Annotated in this window: 3 protein-coding genes; 2 read left to right on the top strand and 1 reads right to left on the bottom strand. The window is 71.1% G+C overall.

Translation table 11 applies throughout. The features are described 5' to 3' along the window. Positions 1-662: response regulator (locus ACI3K3_RS25480; protein WP_404918881.1), on the bottom strand; the 662-nt coding region annotated here is incomplete at its 3' end. A gap of 182 nt (positions 663-844) precedes the next feature. Between ACI3K3_RS25480 and ACI3K3_RS25475 the strand changes: the two genes are divergently transcribed. Together ACI3K3_RS25475 and ACI3K3_RS25470 are read left to right on the top strand one after the other, a co-directional pair. After that, positions 845-2,095, top strand: a complete 1,251-nt coding sequence (locus tag ACI3K3_RS25475) for a glycosyltransferase family 4 protein (protein WP_404918879.1) — start codon at positions 845-847, stop codon at positions 2,093-2,095. Between the two features lie 7 nt (positions 2,096-2,102). Further along, complete coding sequence (locus tag ACI3K3_RS25470; protein ID WP_404918877.1) at positions 2,103-2,747, top strand: DedA family protein; 645 nt, start codon at positions 2,103-2,105, stop codon at positions 2,745-2,747. The last annotated feature ends 156 nt before the right edge of the window (positions 2,748-2,903 follow it).

Here is a 2,903-nt window from a genome sequence, read left to right as displayed (position 1 = left end):
CCCAGCCCCCGCACCGTCACGATCTCCACCCCCGCCTCCAGCGCCTGAAGCCGCCTCCGCAGCCGGTGGACGCTGACTTCGGCGGCGTTGGAGGAAAACTCGTCGCCCAGCCCGAAGAAGGCGGATTCGATCTGCGTCTTGCGCACCACCTTGTCGCGCTGGCGCAGCAGCAGATCGAGCAGCTGCACCTCGCGCGGAGCCAGCACGATGGCCGCCTCCTCGCCGGGCGAGCCCACCCGCACCGTCTGCGAGGCGAGATCGTAGCGCAGCCGCCCGCAGGCGATCTCGCCGGCCTTCTCGCCCATCGCCCGCCGCAGCAGGGCGGCCACGCGCGCGATCAGTTCCTCGGCGGCGAAAGGCTTGGGCAGGTAATCGTCGGCGCCGGCATTGAGCCCCGCCACCCGATCGGCAATGGCCGAACGCGCGGTGAGCACCAGCACCGGCAGCAGGTGCCCGGCGGCCCGCAGCGAGCGCAGCAGCGCGATGCCGTCCTGGTCCGGCAGGCCCAGGTCCAGCAGCAGCGCCGAATGGTTGCCCGCCTCCACCAGGATGCGCGCTTCCTCGGCGGTGCCGACGATGTCGTTGCCGAAACCGGCATCGCGCAAGTGCTGCCCGATCAGTTCGGCCAGCTCCGGATTGTCCTCGACGATCAGCAGGCGCATCGGACGCCGCCGGTGGGAAGAATGGCCTGTCTCGCAGTCATGTCCGCATCTATCGCGGGGATGCCGCCCGCGCGCAACCGCAACGCCGCCGCCTTGTAAGGTTGCCGTAAGCCAAGCCGGAATAGCGCGGCTTCGAGCATCGGCAGGCACATCGCCGCCCAGCGCAGAATCGAAATCGGGACATGAAGCCGCAAGTCCAGTCCGCGTGCACGGCGCGCCGCAACATCGCGCCAGTCGCGCCCCTGTCCTCCCGCCGCCCGCGCGTCGCCCTGTTCTCCGGGAACTACAACTATGTGCGCGACGGCGCCAACCAGGCGCTCAATCGCCTGGTCGGCTATCTGGAGCGGCGTGGCTGCACGGTGCGCGTCTATTCCCCGACATCCGCCACGCCCGCCTTCGCGCCCGAAGGCACGCTGGTCCCGGTGCCGTCGCTGGCGATCCCCGGACGCGGCGACTATCGCCTGGGTCTGGGCCTGCCGCGCCGCCTTCGTGCCGACTTGCGGGCTTTCGCGCCCGAGATCGTCCACCTCTCCGCGCCCGACTGGACCGGCACCGCCGCCCAGCGCCTGGCGCGGGAGGAAGGCATTCCCGTGGTCGCCAGCCTGCACACCCGCTTCGAGAAATACGCCGCCTTCTACGGCGCCGCGCTCGTCCGCCCGGCGATGGAGCGCCACCTCGCGCGCTTCTACCGCAATGCCGACCGCGTGCTGGTGCCCACCCCCGCCATCGCCGCAGAGTTCGCGGAAAGCGGCCTTGGCCAGCGCACGCGCCTGTGGGGACGCGGCGTGGACCGCGACCAGTTCACCCCGCTTGCCCGCGATCCCGAGTGGCGGCGCGCGATGGGCATCGCGGACGGCGAAGTGGCCGTGCTCCACTTCGGCCGCCTCGTCCGGGAAAAGGGCCTCGCCACTTATGCCGCACTCTGCCGCCGCCTGATCGCGGAGGGCCTCCCGGTCCGCCCGCTGGTGGTCGGCGATGGGCCGGAGCGGCAATGGCTGGAGCGCAAGCTGCCGCAGGCGCGCTTCGCCGGGCACCTGATGGGCGCCGATCTCGGCCGCGCCGTCGCCGGGGCCGACCTGTTCCTCAATCCCAGCACGACCGAGGCCTTCGGCAACGTCACGCTGGAAGCCATGGCCTCTGGCCTGCCGACCGTCTGCGTGGACGTGCCGAGCGGGCGCAACCTGCTGGAAAGCGGATCGGGCCTGCTGTTCGCACCGGGCGACGAGGACGGCGCCTTCGAGGCCCTGCGCGAACTGGTGCGGGACCACCGCCGCCGCGCCGCGATGGGCGCCTTCGCGCGCAAGGCCAGCAAGGCCTACGATTGGGACGGCGCCTCGCACCAGGTTTTCGAATGCTACATGGACGTGCTGGGCCGCAGCCTCACGACGCCGCAAGCTGAGAACCAAACCGCCGCGATTTCCCGCGCCGCCTGAGCCCGCCATGGAAAGCGTGATCGCCCAGGCCAGTGCTTTCGTCGCTACCCACGGGATTTGGGCCGGTCCGGTGGTGGGCCTGCTCTGCTTCGGGGAGTCTCTGGCGATCGTCGGCCTGTTCGTGCCCGCCACCGCCGTCATGCTGGCGATCGGCGGGCTGATCGGCGCGCAGGCGCTGGATGCCTGGCCGATCTTCCTCTGGGCCGTGGCCGGATCGATCCTGGGCGACTGGGTGTCCTATGCTTTCGGCAACCGCATCGGCCCGCGCGTCTATCGCCGCTGGCCGCTCAACCGCCACCGCGCCGCCGTGGCGCGCACCCGGCTGTTCTTCCGCAAGTACGGCTTCGCGGCGATCTTCATGGGCCGCTTCCTCGGCCCGATCCGCGCGACGGTGCCGCTAGTGGCGGGCGTGCTGGCCATGCCCAAACGGCCGTTCCAGATCGCCAACGTCGCCTCGGCCTGCCTCTGGGTGCCGCTGATGTTCGCGCCGGGATACCTGGCGGCGGGGCCGCTGGGCGCTGCACTGGCGATCGACGAGAGCAAGTTGGTACTGGGCGGGCTGCTGCTCGCGGCGCTGGCCATGGGTGCCACCCTGCTGGGATCGCGCCTGCTGGGCCGCAGAAGGCGGGCAGGAACGGGAATTCGACGATGACAGGCGAGGGGACGATGACAATGGCCAGGACGACGATCGCTACGACACTCCGCAAGGCGGGATGCCTCCTCCTTCCGGCGCTGCTGACGGCATGTGGCGGCGCAACGCAGGTGGCGGGGCCACCGCCACCTGCGTTGCGCCGCACGGTCAACAGCG

The organism is Novosphingobium sp. ZW T3_23, from assembly GCF_044987305.1.
Lineage (GTDB): Bacteria > Pseudomonadota > Alphaproteobacteria > Sphingomonadales > Sphingomonadaceae > Novosphingobium.
Note: the sequence above shows the minus strand (reverse complement) of the source record. Positions and strands in the feature narration are given on the sequence as shown.